Annotated in this window: 14 protein-coding genes; 4 read left to right on the top strand and 10 right to left on the bottom strand. The window is 55.5% G+C overall.

Going from position 1 to position 17,743, the window contains the following annotated elements; translation table 11 throughout:
• Positions 1-35: 35 nt before the first annotated feature.
• From AYK82_RS11020 to AYK82_RS11030, 3 genes are read left to right on the top strand one after another with little or no spacing between them, the layout of a single operon-like run.
• Positions 36-962 (top strand): DUF58 domain-containing protein, encoded by a 927-nt coding sequence (locus tag AYK82_RS11020; RefSeq protein ID WP_068315326.1) that lies wholly within the window; start codon positions 36-38, stop codon positions 960-962.
• Between the two features lie 5 nt (positions 963-967).
• On the top strand, positions 968-3,799 hold the full coding sequence (locus tag AYK82_RS11025) for a DUF4159 domain-containing protein (protein ID WP_068315329.1): 2,832 nt from the start codon (positions 968-970) through the stop codon (positions 3,797-3,799).
• A gap of 8 nt (positions 3,800-3,807) precedes the next feature.
• Entirely contained in the window at positions 3,808-5,910 is a 2,103-nt protein-coding gene (locus AYK82_RS11030) for a hypothetical protein (protein ID WP_068315333.1), read from the top strand.
• Between the two features lie 22 nt (positions 5,911-5,932).
• Here the strand turns inward: AYK82_RS11030 and AYK82_RS11035 are convergent, their stop codons facing one another.
• Positions 5,933-6,451 (bottom strand): GNAT family N-acetyltransferase, encoded by a 519-nt coding sequence (locus tag AYK82_RS11035; protein WP_068315746.1) that lies wholly within the window; start codon positions 6,449-6,451, stop codon positions 5,933-5,935.
• Between the two features lie 886 nt (positions 6,452-7,337).
• On the opposite strand from AYK82_RS11035, the gene AYK82_RS11040 reads away from it, so the two are divergent.
• Positions 7,338-8,267, top strand: a complete 930-nt coding sequence (locus AYK82_RS11040; RefSeq protein ID WP_068315336.1) for a metallophosphoesterase family protein — start codon at positions 7,338-7,340, stop codon at positions 8,265-8,267.
• Positions 8,268-8,274: 7 nt separating this feature from the next.
• On the opposite strand, the gene AYK82_RS11045 is transcribed toward AYK82_RS11040, so the two are convergent.
• From AYK82_RS11045 to sciP, 9 genes are all read right to left on the bottom strand, one after another.
• On the bottom strand, positions 8,275-8,883 hold the full coding sequence (locus tag AYK82_RS11045) for a hypothetical protein (RefSeq protein ID WP_068315338.1): 609 nt from the start codon (positions 8,881-8,883) through the stop codon (positions 8,275-8,277).
• Between the two features lie 111 nt (positions 8,884-8,994).
• A complete protein-coding gene (locus AYK82_RS11050) occupies positions 8,995-9,618 on the bottom strand; it encodes a GNAT family N-acetyltransferase (RefSeq protein ID WP_068315340.1) in 624 nt (207 codons plus the stop codon).
• Between the two features lie 14 nt (positions 9,619-9,632).
• On the bottom strand, positions 9,633-11,783 hold the full coding sequence (gene flhA, locus AYK82_RS11055; RefSeq protein ID WP_068315341.1) for a flagellar biosynthesis protein FlhA: 2,151 nt from the start codon (positions 11,781-11,783) through the stop codon (positions 9,633-9,635).
• 34 nt (positions 11,784-11,817) lie between these two features.
• The gene (gene flbD, locus AYK82_RS11060; protein ID WP_068315344.1) at positions 11,818-13,182 is read right to left on the bottom strand and encodes a sigma-54-dependent transcriptional regulator FlbD; all 1,365 of its coding nucleotides are present in this window, start codon (positions 13,180-13,182) and stop codon (positions 11,818-11,820) included.
• 55 nt (positions 13,183-13,237) lie between these two features.
• Positions 13,238-13,585, bottom strand: coding sequence for a flagellar motor switch protein FliN (gene fliN, locus AYK82_RS11065; RefSeq protein ID WP_068315347.1), 348 nt, complete (start codon positions 13,583-13,585; stop codon positions 13,238-13,240).
• Positions 13,582-14,289: a FliH/SctL family protein gene (locus AYK82_RS11070; protein ID WP_068315350.1), complete on the bottom strand. Its 708-nt coding sequence runs from the start codon at positions 14,287-14,289 to the stop codon at positions 13,582-13,584. Before AYK82_RS11070 ends, fliN begins: the two co-directional genes overlap by 4 nt.
• Before the next feature lie 33 nt (positions 14,290-14,322).
• Positions 14,323-15,378 (bottom strand): flagellar motor switch protein FliG, encoded by a 1,056-nt coding sequence (gene fliG / locus AYK82_RS11075; protein WP_068315354.1) that lies wholly within the window; start codon positions 15,376-15,378, stop codon positions 14,323-14,325.
• A gap of 13 nt (positions 15,379-15,391) precedes the next feature.
• On the bottom strand, positions 15,392-17,062 hold the full coding sequence (gene fliF, locus AYK82_RS11080) for a flagellar basal-body MS-ring/collar protein FliF (protein ID WP_068315357.1): 1,671 nt from the start codon (positions 17,060-17,062) through the stop codon (positions 15,392-15,394).
• Between the two features lie 399 nt (positions 17,063-17,461).
• A complete protein-coding gene (sciP, locus tag AYK82_RS11085) occupies positions 17,462-17,737 on the bottom strand; it encodes a CtrA inhibitor SciP (RefSeq protein ID WP_068315360.1) in 276 nt (91 codons plus the stop codon).
• Between the last annotated feature and the right edge of the window lie 6 nt (positions 17,738-17,743).

A 17,743-nucleotide genomic window follows, 5' to 3' on the forward strand; every position in this document is an offset into this window, starting at 1 on the left:
CTGCCGCTTTACCCTTAAGGACAGCATCTTTACCCATGGTCTCCTCTGCCCTCAGCTCTACCCCAGCGCAAACCGATAGCCAAGTGCCCTGCGCACTGCCACAAGCGCTTCAGCTCGCTCAGCGCTTGCCGGAAATCATGCTGGAGGCATCCCGCATTGCGCAAAGCGTGGCCGCTGGGGCCCATCAACGCAAACAGGCAGGCCAAGGCGAGAATTTTTGGCAGTACCGCCCGTTTTCATCAGGTGAACCTGCACAGCGCATTGATTGGCGCCGCTCCGCCCGCGACAACCATCTCTATGTGCGAGAACAAGAATGGCAGACATCCCAACACATCTGGATCTGGCCGGATCTAAGCCCCTCTATGCAATTTCGCTCATCCAACACGCTGCCAAGCAAAGCCGAACGCGCAACAGTACTCATGCTTGCGCTGGCGGAGGTGCTGGCAAAGGCTGGCGAGCAAGTTGGCCTGCCAGACGCCCCTTTGCGCCCTCGTCGCCTTGACGCTGCTGCGCAACTGGCCCACGCCCTTGCCGCACGCGCGCAGCATCACCCCTTGCCCAGCGCCTTGCCGGAAAAACGCCGGGCCTCTCTGCTGATCTGCTCTGATTTTCTTGGAGATACCGCCACACTCGCCACTTGCCTTGCAAAAGCAAGCGCCAAAGGCATCAGCGGGCACCTCATCCAAATTCTGGACCCCGCCGAGGAGACCTTCCCCTTCACCGGCGCCACCCGTTTTATTGATCCAACAACCCGCCAAAGCCTCACCGGCGAAAAAGCACAGGAATGGCAAACGGCCTATTGCAACCGCCTTGCCGCACACAAACACCAGCTGCAGGCTCTAGCTGTGCAGCATGGCTTTTCCTACACCTGTTTACACACAGATACGCCCGCCAGCTCAGGCGCGCTGGCAATCCACGCCGCACTCAGCGGCCATGCGGCGCAAGCCGATCGGAGGGCGTAGCGCTGATGCCTGTCTTACCACTCACGTTTTCCGCACCGCTTGTGCTTATCGCCCTACTGTCATTGCCTGCCCTGTGGTGGCTGCTGCGTCACAGCCCGCCGCAGCCGCGCCAGCAGGTTTTCCCGCCCCTGCGCCTGCTGCTCTCACTAAAAGAAACAAGCACAACGCCCGCCCACACCCCGTGGTGGCTGCTGCTCCTGCGCCTCTTGGCAGCAGCACTGCTTATTATTGCCTTCGCGGGTCCAATATGGCAGCCGCAAACCCCAATCATCGCCAGCAAAGCCAAAGGCCCACTTTGGATCCTGATGGACAACAGCTGGAGCGCCGCTTTTAGCTGGCCGCAACAACAACAGCTGGCTCAAAGGCTTATCGACGAGGCACAAACAACAGACAGGCCGGTTCTGCTCGTCCCTCTTGCCTCCGCCCCCACCACAGCAACAGGCATCACAACAGCCGACAAGGCTAACGAGGCGCTTGAGGCCATGAAGCCCGAGGGGTGGCAAGCAAGCCCTGAAAATTGGGGCAACCGCTTGCAAGACGCGCTTGCAGAAGCCGCCCCTGCACAAGTTACATGGCTGCTCCCCCCAAAGCCCTCGGCGGAAACCGCAAGGCTTTTTCGCGGTATTAAGCCCAATCTGACTAATGAAACAATAACCACAACGTACCTTGCTACCGCTGCTACCTATGCCCTCTCGGCTGCTACGAACAACACCAGCGCCCTCACTTTCACCGCGCTCCGCAGCGACACGGCCGCAGATGAACACTTATCAATCAGTGCGCTGGATAAGCTTGGCCGTAAACTTGGCAGCGCCAGTGCCACTTGGCGCGTAGGTGAGCACCAAGCCACCGCGCTGCTGGATATGCCGATCCAACTGCGCAACGATGTGGAAAGTTTGCGCCTAACCAACGCGCCGAACGCCGCCTCCTCAGTTTTCCTGCTGGACAGCGGCGCCCGCCGACGCGCAATCGCCATTCTCACCGGCACCGATAGGGCGTCTGGTCAACCACTGCTCAGCGCTGGTCACTATCTGGAGCGGGCCCTACGCCCCACCAGCCAGATCCTCCCTTCACACGATCAAAGCCTGACGAAAAACATCGAGGCAGCCATTAATCAAGGAGCCGCAGCCATCTTCCTTGCCGATATCGGCGTGCTCTCGCCCTTGGCAGAAACCGCATTAACGCAATGGGTTGAGCGAGGCGGCACATTAGTGCGCTTTGCCGGGCCACGCTTGGCGGCAACTGAGGGGACGCTGTTGCCGGTCGATCTGCGCCGCACCGGCCGATTGCTTGGAACTAACCTGTCTTGGCAACAGCCCCAACCGCTCGGAGGTTTTGCCGAACAAGGGGTGTTTGCGGGTCTCAAAGTGCCAACTGATATCTTGATAAACAAACAGGTTCTGGCTGAGCCCGGCCCACAGCTACGTGACAAAACCCTTGCCTTTCTTGCTGACGGCACGCCACTGGTGACCGCAAGCACGCAAGGCCACGGGCGCCTGATCCTGTTCCATGTGACCGCCGACACCAGCTGGTCAAACTTGCCACTTTCAGGCACCTTCGCTCAAATGTTAGGCGAAATTACCAAAACCGCCTCAGCAACACCCAGCAAGCAAAACACAAAAGACCAAGCCACGCCCAACACCGTATCGCTGCCTGCCTATCGCCTGCTGGATGGCGCCGGGCGACTATACAAACCACTTAGGAAAACGAGACCGCTTTCGTTGTCCGACCTACAAGACCTGCCAATCACCGCTGCCCACCCCGCCGGGCTTTGGGGCAGCGAGGCGAGTACAACTGCACGCAACCTAGGTCCGCGTGTCGCATCCCAAATTATCGCTGGTAGTACGCCAGCAGAATTTGAACAAAGCTTGGGCTATCCGCAAGAAACTCAGCGGGACTTGCGGGCACCATTCCTCATTTTTGCACTGCTGCTCTTGTTGCTTGATACCCTTCTGATGGTGCTTCGCGGCGGTCTTCCCCGTGCCAAATGGCGGCACAGCGGCTCCGCTCTTCTGCTGCTATCGACGGCAGTGGCATTGACACTCGCCGCGCCCCTCCCGTCCGCCGCACAATCAAAGGATCCGCTCGTATTTGCTCTGGATGCAACGCTTGAACCCCGCTTGGCGTATGTCACCAGCTCCGATACCAGCCTGAACGAGCTCACCCATGCAGGCCTTACCGGCTTGTCCCGTGCCCTTGCTGCCCGTACATCTCTAGAGCCTGAAAGCCCTATGCCGCTGGATATCGAGAGTGACGAGCTTGCCTTCTTTCCTTTCATATATTGGCCTGTTGACGCTTCCGCTCCGCAACCAACAACGCAAGTAAAAGAACGCATCGCCGCCTTCATGCGCGGCGGCGGCACCATCCTGTTCGACACAAGGGATCAGACCCAGCAAGCTAGTGCTATCAATCCAACACCGCAGCAGCAATGGCTGCAAACACTTTTGGGCGGTATGGATATTCCACAACTGGCCCCGGCAACAGATAAGCACGTTGTTAGCAAATCTTTCTACTTAGTTGAGAGCTTTCCCGGCCGCTATCAGGGCAGCCCCCTTTGGGTGGAGGCAACAAGCCCATCTGGTCAAAATGAGAACCAAGTAAAACGCCCGGTTGAAGCCGGAGATGGTGTCTCGTCGCTGCTCATCACCGCAGCAGACTTTGCTGGCGCTTGGGCAACCAGCAACACAGGCAGTTACCTATTACCAACAGTGCCCGCCGATCCGTTCCAGCGTGAGCTTGCCTACCGAACCGGCATAAACATCGTCATGTATGCCCTCACCGGAAACTACAAGGCCGATCAAGTACACATTCCCGCCCTGCTGGAACGGCTGGAAAACTAGGAGCACTCATGGATTACTCTCTTGGTTTTTCGCCGCTCCTGTCTACTCACAGCCTCACTTTGCTTGGCATAGTAGCCGCACTCCTATGCACGCTCGTAGCGTGGCAACAACGTGCCCGCGCCGTGTGGCGTATCCTAGCCTTGCTGTTGCTTATGCTTGTTCTTGCCAACCCTACTGCCCGAGAAGAGCAGCGCAACCCGCTTCCCGCAATTCTTGCCGTCATAATTGATGATAGCCAAAGCCAAAGTCTTTCAGCCCGGGCATCACGCACAACTGCTGCACTGAAGCAAGTGCGCGAGCGCGCCAAACCATTCAAAAACCTAGAGCTGCGCGAGATCAAAACCTCCCAGACCAACCAGAACAATGAAGGCAGCAAGCTCGCCCCTGCTTTATCCGCCGCTTTTGCCGATGTCCCTCCCGCCCAGCGAGCTGGCGTCATCCTCATCAGTGACGGCATCCTTCATGATCTCAAAACCGGTGAGAGCCTGCCGGATATCGGCGGCCCACTACACGCTTTGGTGACCACAGATCCCAGCGAAAAAGACTACCTTTTGAAATTGGAGCACGCCCCCCGTTTCGCGCTTGTTGGTTCACAACAAACTGCTCGAGTTTCTCTTCACTTGCAGACAGCTATCCCCACCTCCCCCACTCCAAGCAATACCAAACCGCTAGAAATTACTGTGCTACACGACGGCGAAGTGCAGTCCACACTCCGAGCGCAAGCGGGGAGCGAGGTTGAAATACCGCTCACCATTACCCACGGCGGCAAAAACCTCTTTGAACTCACCATACCCACCTCCACCGGTGAGCTAACCGACATCAACAATCGACTGTTCTTCTCTGTCGAAGGCATCCGCGAAAATTTACGCGTCCTTCTTGTCTCTGGTACACCCCACGCTGGCGAGCGAACTTGGCGCAACCTGCTTAAATCCGATGCGGCGGTAGATTTGGTACATTTCACTATTCTGCGTCCACCAGACAAGCAAGATGGCACGCCTATCAACCAACTCGCACTAATCGCTTTCCCAACACGCGAGCTATTCTCGCAAAAAATCGATGAGTTCGACCTCATAATTTTTGATCGCTATGAACGCCGCGGCGTTTTGCCAATGCTGTACTACGAAAATATTGCCCAATACGTTCGTGATGGCGGTGCTATCCTCATGGCGGCTGGGCCGGAGTTTGCCGGCAGACGCTCGCTCTATCGCACGCCGCTACACACCGTTTTGCCAGTAACACCAAACGGAGGCGTCATCGAAGACCGATACCTGCCTCAGCTCGCATCAATCGGCTCACGCCATCCAGTCACTCGTGCATTGCAAGGTGCGCAAGTCACGCCACCTCAGTGGAGCCACTGGTTCCGCCTCATCGAGGCCGAAGCAACCCATGGTGACACCATCATGACTGGCGCAAATGGAGAGCCCTTGCTGGTTTTAGCCCGTGAAGGAAAGGGGCGCATCGCCGCGCTGCTATCTGATCATGTGTGGCTGTGGGCGCGTGGATACGAAGGTGGTGGCCCGCACTTGCAGTTGCTCCGCCGCCTTGCCCACTGGCTCATGAAAGAGCCTGACCTTGAAGAAGAAAGCTTGCACCTTACCGCACACGGCGATCATATCAGCATTGAGCGCCGCTCTTTGCAACACACACAGGACCTGGTTTCCTTAAAACTTCCAAGCGGGAAAGCACAGCAAATCACCCTTGAAGCGCAAGAGGAGCAACCCGGTACATGGCTAGCACAATTTCCCGTCACAGAACACGGCCTCTACACTGCCGAGCAAGGCGAGTTAAAAGCGCTGATGCACATAGGTCCTGTCAACCCGCTTGAGTATCAAGAAGTGGTTGCCCGCACTGAATGGCTAGAGGCTTTGGTTAAGACTCAAGGCGGGTCGCTTCGCCCTCTGGCGGCCACAGCACAAAGCATTTCATTGCCCGAGTTGCGCCTTACCTCGCGCGCCATCACTCGAAACGATACTGGCCCTCTCACCCTTAAGGCATCAACTGCAAGCGATCTAGTCGGCGTACGATCCGTTCCATTGCTTGGGGGGATATGGGGCCTACTGCTTGTTGCCGCCGCCCTGCTCTTTGCATGGTATCGCGAAGGGCGCGGCTAGGAATGCATCGTGTGCCCTACAGCTATTCGGCTTGCGCCGTGCTCGTAGGCGGTACGGCCCGCACAGGCCCGCAAGGTATCACCCCACCCTTTAGGCGCAACAGCAACAACCTTGCAGGATCAACCGGGCCTGGCAAAGTGATCTGCCCCTCACCAACCTGCTCATAACCAAGCTGGGCGTAATACTCGTAGTCCCCCACGAGTAATACGAATTTCGCCTCAGCATCAGCCGCGGCTTTTGCTGCGCGCTGCATCAGTGCCCGGCCAATACCCATGCCTTTAAATGGCGGCCGCACTGCCAAGGGCCCAAGCAACAACGCATCAGTTTCACCAATGAAAATTGGAGTGAGCCGCACAGACCCACTCAAAACGCCATCCACCTCTGCAACAAAGCTCAGACGCTCGTCGACTTCGCCCGCCTCACGTATCCGATAAGAGGTTCGCGTAAACCGCCCAGGTCCGAAGGCCTCCTCTTGGATTTCTTCAATCACAGGCAGATCTTCAGGCAGCTCGTGCCGCATACTAAATTGAAATTCACTCATCACATCAAACAGGGAAATCTGGAACACTCAGTTATCTGCGTTCAGATACATCCTGCAGCAATCGCTTAAACAATGGCAGAACAACCGGAACGACAGCACGAAACGCAACGCGAAGCCATGCCTCGCGCGTTCATTCGTCGTCGGAGTTGATCGTTCTTATGCAGCATCACTGCGCCACAGCCCTTGCATTTCGAGTTTCCGCCTCATGGCAGTAAAAGCGACGCGCACAATGCGGCAAAATACACAGCCAGTCAAAAGCAAATCCTATCAGAAACTGTGTTTTCCTAAAAAAAGGGCAGCATTCTTGTCATGAAAGACTCATGTTTCTGTTTGGAATGGCTTTAATATGCCAACATACCTGCCCTTTTTTCACACCTAGAACCACGCCGGTTCACACTGCAAATCCGCCTCACAATTCGCCAAATTGGCCGTATCTTGCAAGATAGGGCAATTGCCATTGCCAAGCTTGCAACAAATGCAAAGCGATCACGGCCCAGCAGATATATTTTTGCTCATGCAGGCGGCGCAGCTCAGCCATGCAAAAATATCAGTTCTCCTTTTTTTTAATCGGCGTACGAAGAAGATCAGAAAGCAAGCAATTGCATATTTCCTAACCGCTGCATTGCCCAGACAGGCAGCAGCATAAGTCAGCAGGTGCTGTTATGTTTAAAAAATTCTTCGCAAAAAAAGCTCAGCGCAAATCCTTTAACTGGGCACCAGCGGTAGATCAAAACAAGCGCAACAATTCTTGTGCTTTGCACACCAACTACCACGGTTAACTCTTTAGGAAGTCAACGCCTTCTCCTCCCTCCTCAAAGGCGTTGATTTCCTCTTTGCTGCTGCTTTTTGTCTTGACCTTCGCAGCAGCAACGGGAAGATGCGGGCCATGTTTACGCTTGCGCACATGTCAGATCCGCATCTTGGCCCGCTTCCGGCGGTTAATGCCCGCCAACTCGCCTCAAAACGCATCCTTGGCTACCTCAACTGGCAAGGCAATCGCGCAAAGGCCTTTACCTCACATTACCTAGAATCGATAGTTGCGGATGTGCGCGCTATGGCACCCGATCACATTGCCCTTTGCGGCGATTTGGTGAACCTTGCACTGCCAGCAGAAATCATCAACGCCGCTGTGTGGTTACGCAGCCTCGGCTCCCCGCAGGATGTTTCACTCGTCCCGGGAAACCACGACGCCTATGTGCCGGGCGCGATCCGCTCTGCCCGCCAGCATTGGCTGCCTTACATGCTGGGTGATGATGCGCAAAGCAATACCCTAGAAGAATTGGATGGCACGCCAAGCTTCCCCTACCTGCGCGTGCGCGGCGATGTCGCCATTATCGGCGTTTCCTCCGCTGCGGCTACCGGCCCCTTTATGGCCACAGGGCGCATCGGCAAAAGCCAGTTAGAGCGTCTTGCAGCGCTGCTAGAAACCTGTGAGAAACAGGGCCTTTGCCGTGTGGTTATGCTGCATCACCCGCCAGTCAAAGGGGCTACACCTCATCACAAGCGCCTTGTAGCATCCCGCCGCTTTGCACAGGTAATCGCAAAGTATGGTGCGGAGCTAATCCTGCATGGCCATACGCATCTGGATACGCAAATGCAATTGCCCGGCCCGCACGGCGCTGTGCCGGTTCTCTGCGTTCCTTCTGCCTCCAACGGCCCGGGCGGCCACAAACCAGCCGCTGCCTACAAGCTCTACCATATCTCGAAGGAAGAAAACCATTGGCACTGCCTGATGGAAACCCGTGGTATCCAAGACAAGAAAAGCGGCGTTACCTCGCTCGCAAAAGCTCCGCTGATACTCCCGAATTCCAGCTAGGATCTGACTAGGAAGGCGCTACTCCACCGAAATACAGCAGGATCACAGCGAACAATACGCCAGCGCCAAACACCGCGCCCCAGATAAAGCTGCGCAGCCGCAGCCCAACCAGCCGCGTTGGGCGCTCACGGCCCACTTCGCTACGCGCGCCACTTAGTGCAGAACCAACACCGAGGCGGGCCCGTTCAAGCAGCCAGTCCCCTTCCAGCGCCCGGCCTTTTTCCAAGATACGTTCGGCGATGTAGTGGGTAATACAATCGGCCATGTCGTCAATACTGGCACTTTCCAATAACACCACACGGCCCAAACGGGTGTCTTTAACAAATCGATAGGCATGATGATCTCTCGCCATAACCACATGGCTACTCACATCAATCCAGAGCCGTGGCTGACTGCCCGGAACGATTTGAAAGCTGAACTGCTCATCATCCTCTGGCACATCTTGGAAAACATCGGCAAGCTCGTCACAAAGCAGCTCTAGCCGCGTGCGCTCCCCCTCCTGAGAGGAAATGGCGGCATCACTACGCTCCATCTCGGCCACACGCACACTGCGCATAGCCTCGCGCAAAGACCTTACCTTGGCATGTGGCACAACATTGTCCGGCACGTCTGCCATGCGCATCCCATCCTTTTAGAGATTACCATCCAAGCACGCAGCGCCGAGCTGCAGCTATAGTTTACCGCAGGATAAATACAATTTTAACAAATTCACTTCAGCAATTATCAGTTAACTAGGGTCGTCCCCAAGCAGTGGTAAATGGTTGGCTGTGTCCTTCGGCAACACGCCATCTAGGCGCGGATCCCGCACCAGCTCGATAGAGCGGCTCACGGGTTTGAAGCCGCACGCCATGTAAAATTTTAACGCCACCGGACTATCACCCGTACAGGTATGCAACCATAACCGCTTGGTCCCATCGCGGCTAAAGGCAATCGCTATGGCCTGCTCCATCATCCAACGGCCACGCCCACCACCAATTGCCTCTGGGATTAGCCCGAAGTATACGACCTCAACATCACCATCATCGGAAAACTTCAGCTCCAGCAAGCCCACATCTGTGCCGTGCAACTTGGCAAAGTAGACCTCCCGTCCATCTTCTTGAAGTGTATCGGACAACTCCTGTTCCGACATCTGCAAACGACCGAACCAGAGCCACGGCGTACCCACCGCACGAAACATCGCCAGAAAACCCTCTGTCGTCACCTGCTCTTGTCGCTCCAAATGCATGCCTTCAGGCAACTGGCCCTTGGCTTGGGGCGGGCTTAGCATTTCAAGATTGGTGACAACAAATGCCATCCGGTCTAGTGGAATATCCGTGGTACCATCAAGACTAATTTCTAATGTTTGATCCATAAATTCCTCGAGGATTAAATCGTTGAAATCGTTTTCAAACGCGCTTTGGGGTGTACTTCGTTTTGGCTCATCACAAATGTCTGTGGCCGGAAACGCTCCACTATTGAGCGCACAAACGGGCGGGATTGCGCCGAGCAAAGCAGAACGGGCACTTCTCCTTGCGCACTCGCCGCTTCAAAAGCATCGCGCACCAACAACACAAATTCTTGCAGTTTGGATGGTGCCATCGCCAAGGCTCGCTCGTCCCCTTCTCCGACAATGGAATCGATAAACGCGCTTTCCCACTCCGGCCCAAGACTGATAAGCGGGAGATAGCCGGCAGGCGACTGGTTGGCTGCGCAGATTTGCCGCGAAAGCCGCGTGCGCACATGCTCTGCAATCTGGTTCGGGCTGCGTGTTGTCCCGATCGCTTCAGCGATGCCCTCTAGGATCGTCGGCAAATCGCGAATGGAAACTCTTTCTTCGAGCAGTGCCTGCAGCACCCGCTGAATACCCGAAACAGTAATAAGCGTTGGCACCAGATCTTCCACCAGCTTCGCCTGTTCCTCATTCAGCTCCTTAATGAGGTTCTGAACATCTGCATAAGTGAGCAATTCAGAAACATTCGCCTTGATGCACTCGGTCAAATGGGTCGAAAGCACCGTCGCCGGGTCCACCACCGTATACCCAAGCAGGCTCGCATCTTCGCGGTGCTGTGCTTCCACCCAAGTCGCTGGCAGACCGAAAGTCGGCTCCGTTGTATGAACACCGGGCAGCTTTACCTGCCCCCCTTGCGGGTCCATCACCATAAACTGGCTTGGATACAGCGTGCCCGTACCGCCATCAATCTCTTTGATCTTGATGACATATTCGTTGGGTTGCAGCTGGATATTATCAAGCAACCGAACCGAAGGCATCACAATGCCCATATCCGCTGCAATCTGCCGTCGCAACGCTTTGATTTGCTGGGTTACCTGATCCGTTTCCTCTTGGTTGCGGCCATTGATAATTGGCAGCAAAGCATAGCCAAGCTCAATGCGCAGCACATCCATTTTCAGGGCTTCTGTAATGGGCGGCTCTGGCGGCTCCTTCGGCGCGTTCTCTACCGCCTTGCGAACGACCTCTCGTTGCCGCTCTGCCTCCTGTTGCTTTGAGGTCCGGTACGCTAAATATCCAGCCCCGCCCGCCAACGCCAGAAAAGGCACCATCGGAATACCCGGCAACAACGACAACACCACCATCACAAACGCCGACATGCCCAACGCTTTTGGATAGCCGGTAAACTGCTTCATCAGCTCTTTGTCAGCCGAACCTTGCAAGCCAGCCTTTGACACCAACATACCAGCTGCAGTCGATACAATTAGCGCCGGTATTTGCGAAACCAATCCATCACCAATGGTGAGCAGCGTATAGTTCTGAGCAGCATCACCAAAACTGAGCCCCTGCTGCGCCACGCCGATAATGATACCCGCAACAATATTGATGAAAGTGATCATCAATCCGGCAATCGCGTCACCACGTACAAATTTCGAGGCACCATCCATTGCCCCGAAAAACGTGCTTTCAGATTCCAGTTCCTTACGGCGAATTTTCGCTTCTTTCTCGTCGATCAAACCGGCAGATAGGTCCGCATCAATCGCCATTTGTTTGCCCGGCATCGCATCAAGCGTAAAGCGTGCAGCCACCTCCGCAATACGGCCAGAACCTTTCGTGATCACGATAAAATTCACGATCACCAGAATGGCAAAAACGATAATCCCGATTACAAAGTTACCGCTCATAACAAAGCTGCCAAAGGCAGCAATCACATTGCCCGCCGCAGCTGGTCCCTCGTGCCCATTGGCCAGAATGAGCCGGGTCGAAGCCATGTTCAAAGCCAGCCGCAACATCGTCGCGATGAGCAGAACCGTGGGAAACGAAGAAAATTCTAACGGCTTTTGGGTAAAGATACCTGTCATCAGGATCATGACAGAAAAAATGATCGACACCGCTAGAAACAAATCCAGCAAAATCGCTGGCATCGGCATGATCAGCATAACAAGGATGATCATCACCCCTGCTGCAAGGCCTAGGTCTCCCTTGCGCAGCATATCGGCAAAATCAGCCACAAAGGATCGGCCACTGCCGCCAGCGCCCGCGCTTCCCTCTGCTGCTTGTGGGCCCTCGCCCCCCGTTGTCTCCGACATGCCTTACCTTAAACTACCTAAGCGACACTAACGCTTATGACCCACCCCGGGTTTCACCCGGCTGTGCAATCTCCACACCATCCTGCGCATACTGGTTCAGCTTATTGCGCAAGGTCCGAATTGAAATCCCGAGTATTTTCGCCGCGTGGGTTCGGTTCCCAAGGCAATGATCCAGCGTATCCAAAATAAGATCCCGCTCCACATCAGCCACCGTGCGCCCTACCATAGTACGTGACAAAGCCTCTGCGGCGCTTGCGGCACGCGACGCGGCCTGTTGCGCTGGCGAGGTCGCAATCGGCGTTCCATCGGGCATACGAATAGCTTCCAAGCCAATCTCGCCGCCCTGCGCCAACAACAAAGCGCGGTGCATGGTGTTTTCTAGCTCGCGCACATTACCGCGCCATTCATTGGCGGCCAGCGCGCTTTGCGCCTCGGCGCTGATCGGCATCGGCTTCATGCCATTTGCCTTGGCATAGATCCGAATAAAATGCTCGCTCAGCGCCAGAATATCGCCGGGCCGCTCACGCAAGGGCGGCAACTTCAGATTGACTACATTGAGACGATAAAGCAAATCCTCGCGGAAGCTGCCATCTTGCACAGCTTGCGTCAGATCACGGTTGGACGTGGCCAGCACCCTGATATTGACTGCAACCGGTTTAGAGCCGCCCACGCGGTCAATCACCCGCTCTTGCAATGCGCGCAACAGCTTTGCCTGTAAGCGCACATCCATCTCGGAGATTTCGTCAAGCAGCAAGGTGCCGCCACTTGCTTCTTCAAATTTGCCGATGCGCCGTGCAACCGCGCCGGTGAAAGCCCCTTTCTCATGCCCAAACAGCTCGGACTCCAACAAATGCTCCGGAATAGCAGCGCAGTTAATCGAGATAAACGGTTTGTCTTTCCGCGAGGAATTTTCATGTACAAAGCGGGCAATCACTTCCTTGCCGCTGCCTGATTCCCCGGTAATCAGCACCGATGCGTCCGAAGGTGCGATTTGCCGTGCCAGTGAAACCAGCGCCGCCATCGCTTCATCACGAAACACCATGCTGGATTGGTCTTGCGACACGGCGGCCAGCACCGCCGCAATCAACTCAGGATCGGGCGGTAGCGGAATGTACTCCTTCGCCCCGGCCTTGATTGCGCTCACCGCCGATTTCGCGTCCGCTCCGATCCCGCAGGCAACAATAGGCACATGGATACGCTCTTGCTCCATCTGCCCAACCAGATCAGCAATATCAACACCCACATCGACCATGAGCAAGTCTGCGCCGCCGCCGCCGCGCAGCACACGCAGCGCGCTCGTCAGCTCGCCCGCATGCGTAACCGAGGCGCCTCGGTCCATGGCGATTTTCGTCGCAGTTGTTAGCTGCCCATCAAGGGTTCCAACAATCAGCAGCCGCATGTTGCATCCTTTCAAATCGGCGGCATCTAAGCCGGTTCACCGCCAATATCTGCCCTTATCGGTCAGACTTGATAATCTCGGTCATAGTGACACCTAGCTTTTCTTCCACCAGCACCACTTCACCGCGAGCCACCAGACGATCATTGACATAAATGTCAATCGCCTCACCTACCTTGCGATCCAATTCCATCACCACACCAGTGTCCAGATGCAGCATCTCAGAGATTTTCATGCGCGAATGTCCCAGTACAGCGGATATCTGCACAGGTACATCGAACACCGCTTCAAGGTCTGCTGCGGATTTGGAAACAACAGTTTCCCCATCACTGCCATGCCCGCTGCGTTGTTCGCCATCCAACTCGTCGAACACAACCGTGTGATCGCCAGATTGTTCACCGCTCATGCCCGCACCTCGTCAGTTTCTCGCGTTAGCCCGGCAGCACCCGCCTGCTTGGCCGCGAAATAGGTTTCCATCACTTCATCCAGCTGCCGCGCCAGCGCACTCTGCTCGCGAATGATCCCGCCCTCGGGCCACTCTATGCGAAAATCACCACGCTGCGCCGTTTCACTGCCAACAACCTTGATACGCCCTTCAAATCCGCCGCGCGTCATAAGAGCATCCAACTCTTCTTCCAGTGCCGCGCTATCCGCAAGCGGAACCTCGATGACCATGCTAGGTGTTTTTCGCAGCGGGGCCAAACAGTCTGCCAGCACCGCCTTCACTTCACCCAGCGGTTCCCTTGCTATCAGTTTCTGGCAAAACTTATGCGCCGCCATGAGCCCAAGGCGCACGGCCCGCTTTTCCTGCTGCGCAAGCGCGCCGTCAAGTTTTGCCAATACGTCCCGCAATACATCCTCGCGCCGCTGCTGCGCCAATTGTGATTCCATCTGTTGTACGCTCTGCGCTTGCTCTTGCGCTTGCGCCAAACCACGCTCGAATGCGGCCGCCTCAGCAGCTGCCAGCGCCGCCTTATGCTCACCAAGCGTGATAACAGGCTCCGGCGCAACTTCCTCACGCTCCATTGCCCGGACATCCGCCGGAGTCGCAAAGTCGGTTTCAAACAAAAACCTTGTTGGCACTGCGCCCTGATCTAAAATTCGCGCCATCAGCACATCCTAGCCAACGATTGAAAAAAGGGGTTAGTAGACAAGATCATCCTCCCCTTTCTTCTTGTTAATCTCGATGTCACCGGAAGTTGCCAGCTCCTTTGCCTTAGCCACCATTGCAGATTGCGCCTCATCCACCTCACGCAAACGCACAGGCCCGAGCGCTTCCATATCCTCTTGCAGCATCTTCGCCGCGCGCTGGGACATATTGCTCGTGAAAAATTCCATCGCTATTTCATTTGCGCCCTTGAGTGCCAGCGCCAGCTTATCCTTCTCGACATTGCGCAAGAGCGTTTGACAGCTCGCTGCATCCAGCTTCAACAGATCCTCGAAGGTAAACATCAAGTTGCGAATACGCTCTGCAGATTCCCTGTTGTCTTCCTCAAGGGATGAGAGAAACCGAACCTCGGTCTGGCGGTCAAAATTGTTAAATATCTCCGCCATAATTTCATGGCTATCACGACGGCTGGTCTGCGAGAGATTGGACATAAACTCAATGCGCAGCGTCTGTTCCACCTTGCGCAGGATGTCCTTTTGAATGGACTCCATCTTGAGCATCCGGTGCACCACTTCAAGTGCAAGCTCGTCATTTAACAGCGCCAACACCCGCGCAGAGTGCTCTGGCTGGATTTTCGAAAGCACCACCGCAATGGTTTGCGGGTACTCGTTTTTGAGGTAGTTCGCCAGCACGCTTTCCGGCACATTGGAGAGCTTCTCCCACATATTGCGACCTGCCGGACCGCGGATTTCCTCCATAATCAGCTCAACGCGCTCCCCCGGCAGGAACGAGTTCAACAGTCGTTCGGTTACATCCACGTTCCCAGTCAGCGCCCCATTGGTCGAAAGCCGCTTCAGAAAGTCAACGAACAGTTCTTCCAGCATGGCAGGAGTGATCGGGCCCAGACTAGCCATGGCAGACGACACTTGCCGCACTTCGATATCATCAAGTCCTTCCCAAATAGGGCGGCCATATTCCTCCCCTAGCGCCAACAGCAACACGGCCGCGCGCTCTGGCCCGCTGAGCTTTCGCTCGGCAATGTCTGCGCTAACCTGAAGACCAACACCGGCCGCTTCTTGCTCTTGGCTCATCCTGATCTTGCACCTATGCCGCTTCGTTAATCCAGCTACGAACGATATTCACCGCTTCCGTTGGCATCTCGTCAATCATGTTGCCAAGCTCCTTGATTGAGCTGGAGTGCAACGCCGCTTGCGTTTTCGCATCCGCAATCCAGCCATTCTTCTGCATTGCCTGCGCCTCTGCTTCTTGCAGGCTTGCACTAGGACCCAGCTCCGCTGCCTCCGCCTCTGCGCCAACAGCCGCCCCGGCAGCTGGCGCAGTCCCTGTCACCGCGGCGCCAGCACCAATCACCTCACTTGGCTCTGCGGTGTCTTCACTGGCCAAAATACGCCGCATAAGTGGGTTCACAGCGAAAACGAGCATCAAAACAGAGATCACCAGCAGAACACCGAGTTCCGCTAGGCGCATAATGTCCGCGCGGGTGAACTCCATCCACCCCTGCCCATCCTCCGGCATCTCCTCAACGGGCGTATCGATAAAGCGGAGGTTTACGACCTCTATCTTATCGCCGCGGCGCTCATCAAAGCCCACAGCCGAGCGCACAAGCGCTGCAATGCTATCCAGCTCTTCTTGAGAGCGCGGCTGATAAACCTGTGCGCCACTCTCGTCATTCACATAGGTTCCATCTACCAGCACCGCGATGGAAAGGCGCTCCAAGCCACCTGCCTCGATCACCTCTGTCGTGGTACTGCGAGAAATCTCATAGTTGACCGTTTCCTCGGTCACATTTGAATTGTCTTCTTGCCCGCCACCGGTGTCATTAGCGCCTGCATCCGGCAGCTGGTTGGAAACTGTCACGCTCTGATTAAGCGAGCTGGAGCGCTGGTTTTCTTCACGACTCTGGCTGGAGCGAACCACCTGCCCATTTGGATCAAAGACTTCTTCGGTTTCGGTTTTACGATTGAGGTTAAGCTCGGCCGCCACCCGAACGCGGGCCCGCCCGCTCCCCACCACATTATTGAGAATGTCCTCAACTTGTGCGCGCATGCGGTTCTCGATGGAAATACGGCGCTCATCCAGATTTGCAGAGCCAAAGGCCCCGTCATCAGCGCCGGTGCCAGCAGCCAGCAACGCGCCGCGTTCATCTACGATAGACACATAGCTTGGTTCCAACCCTTCCACAGCAGAGGCAACGAGGTGCTGAATAGAGCGAATTTGCCCACTATCAAGGGAGCCCCGCACCTTCACTGCAATAGAAGCCGTCGGCGGCTCCCTATCGCGCTGAAACAGCTGCTTCTCGGGAATGACCAGATGCACACGGGCAGATACCACGCGGCTAATTGAGCGGATCGTCCGCGCCAATTCGCCCTCTAGCGCGCGCAAACGGTTGATATTCTGCACAAAGCTGGTCGCGCCGAGCGTATCGCTCTTGTCAAATATCTCGTAACCAACGCCACCGCCTGATGGAAGGCCGACACCAGCCATCGTCAAACGCAGCTGGTGGACACTCTCTTGCGGCACATACAAGGCCGCGCCGTTTTCACGAATTTCATAGACAGTTCCAGAAGACTGAAGCTGGCTGACAATTGCGGAGGAATCCTCAAGAGAAAGATCTGTATAAAGAGGGACAAGTTGCGGCGCGGTCGCACGCATAATGATGAATGCAAACACACCAACTAAAATGGCGGCCATCGCCCCCATAGCACCAAGGCGGGCAGGTCCAAGTCTCTTTAGAAAATCAAAAAATCCGTTCACGCGCCGCCCTCGAACCCGCAGTCACAGTGCCAGCACTGCTTTTGCCTTTCAAAAACCCAGCCGCTGGCCACCACCCCTACTTGGAAGCCTAGACCCTACGCTTAACGCACATTAAGATTTAGCTAGGTAATTTTTGCCTGTTATAAGGTTAACAAGAGGTTTTTGCACCTAGAAATTTCTTAAAACGAACAGAAAAAACTAAGCAAAGCCGCTACGTTTCAGCGCACAAGCCCTCCATGCAATCCGCAAGTACCAGCGAAAAACTATGGTTAACAAAACGTTAGCAACAGCATAACACGCGCGACCTGCCACCCGGGCCTTTCACCGCTGCATAACAAAAAAGGGAGTGCACACCCATGCACTCCCTTCTTAGCTCTCAGATGTGTTGCCCAATTGAGACTAGTTGCGATAATCCTGCAACTTGGTCGCGCGAAGGCCGGCAAGTCCATGCCGATCAATCGAACTCTGCCAGGAGAGGTACTCCTCAACTGTCAAAGTATAACGCGAACATGCCTCCTCCAATGACAGAAGCCCGCCGCGAACTGCAGCGACAACTTCGGCCTTGCGGCGGATAACCCATCGTTTCGTTGTGGTCGGCGGCAAATCTGCAATAGTTAGCGGACTACCATCAGGACCAATGACGTATTTTGCTCGTGAACGTATCTGTTCGGTCATTCTACT

Source organism: Polycladidibacter hongkongensis, from assembly GCF_001561995.1.
GTDB lineage: Bacteria > Pseudomonadota > Alphaproteobacteria > Rhizobiales > Stappiaceae > Pseudovibrio > Pseudovibrio hongkongensis.

Coding starts and splice junctions, on each gene's coding strand:
- sciP (WP_068315360.1), bottom strand. CDS start 17,737: ATGACCGAACAGATACGTTCACGAGCAAAATACGTCATTGGTCCTGAT.
- AYK82_RS11070 (WP_068315350.1), bottom strand. CDS start 14,289: ATGGCGCGAATTTTAGATCAGGGCGCAGTGCCAACAAGGTTTTTGTTT.
- AYK82_RS11025 (WP_068315329.1), top strand. CDS start 968: ATGCCTGTCTTACCACTCACGTTTTCCGCACCGCTTGTGCTTATCGCC.
- fliG (WP_068315354.1), bottom strand. CDS start 15,378: ATGAGCCAAGAGCAAGAAGCGGCCGGTGTTGGTCTTCAGGTTAGCGCA.
- AYK82_RS11045 (WP_068315338.1), bottom strand. CDS start 8,883: ATGGCAGACGTGCCGGACAATGTTGTGCCACATGCCAAGGTAAGGTCT.
- flbD (WP_068315344.1), bottom strand. CDS start 13,182: ATGCGGCTGCTGATTGTTGGAACCCTTGATGGGCAGCTAACAACTGCG.
- AYK82_RS11030 (WP_068315333.1), top strand. CDS start 3,808: ATGGATTACTCTCTTGGTTTTTCGCCGCTCCTGTCTACTCACAGCCTC.
- AYK82_RS11050 (WP_068315340.1), bottom strand. CDS start 9,618: ATGGATCAAACATTAGAAATTAGTCTTGATGGTACCACGGATATTCCA.
- AYK82_RS11020 (WP_068315326.1), top strand. CDS start 36: ATGGTCTCCTCTGCCCTCAGCTCTACCCCAGCGCAAACCGATAGCCAA.
- flhA (WP_068315341.1), bottom strand. CDS start 11,783: ATGTCGGAGACAACGGGGGGCGAGGGCCCACAAGCAGCAGAGGGAAGC.
- AYK82_RS11035 (WP_068315746.1), bottom strand. CDS start 6,451: ATGAGTGAATTTCAATTTAGTATGCGGCACGAGCTGCCTGAAGATCTG.
- fliN (WP_068315347.1), bottom strand. CDS start 13,585: ATGAGCGGTGAACAATCTGGCGATCACACGGTTGTGTTCGACGAGTTG.
- AYK82_RS11040 (WP_068315336.1), top strand. CDS start 7,338: ATGTTTACGCTTGCGCACATGTCAGATCCGCATCTTGGCCCGCTTCCG.